Here is a 559-nt window from a genome sequence, read left to right on the forward strand (position 1 = left end):
ACCTGCTCGAACTTGCACTGCAACTCGGCAGCGGAAACGCGGACTTGCGAAGGCACAGTCACATTCCAGCGTCCCACTGACGACTGTCCCGCAGGTCAACTCTGACAGTTATTCACGGACAGGCCCCCGCGGTGCCGGTGTACTGCCGCGACACACACGCCGAAGCCGTCCCGTCCTTGAGGAACCCGGTGTCGTCGAAGACCAGGGCCTCGGGCCCGATCGCCTCCTCCATCCGCCAGGCAAGCTGGGCCCGGATGTGTGCCGGGTCCCAGGGGCTGGTGGTGATGAAGTTGGCCAGTGCCTGCCGGTTCCCGTCTTCACCCAGCCGGGCGGCCATCGGCTCGACCGACTTACGCTTGCCGTCGGTCAGCAGCCCCCGCAGATACACCTGCCCCCACCGGCGCTGATCCTTGCGCGCAAACGGCTCGAACACCTCCGCCGCGAACGCCTCCAACTCACCACGCACCACAGCAATCTCGTCCGGAGTCACACACACTCAACGCCACACCGGGCCGGAAGGACACGCACCACCTCAACCGACCTGACCAAGCCCTACTAG

1 pseudogene is annotated in these 559 nt (G+C 65.7%); it reads right to left on the bottom strand.

The features are described from left to right. Positions 1 to 124 precede the first annotated feature (124 nt). A pseudogene (locus ACTWQR_RS55965) lies at positions 125 to 490 on the bottom strand (transposase); the annotation flags it as partial. Positions 491 to 559 lie beyond the last annotated feature (69 nt).

It is taken from the genome of Streptomyces sp. 2A115 (assembly GCF_052245575.1).
GTDB lineage: Bacteria > Actinomycetota > Actinomycetes > Streptomycetales > Streptomycetaceae > Streptomyces.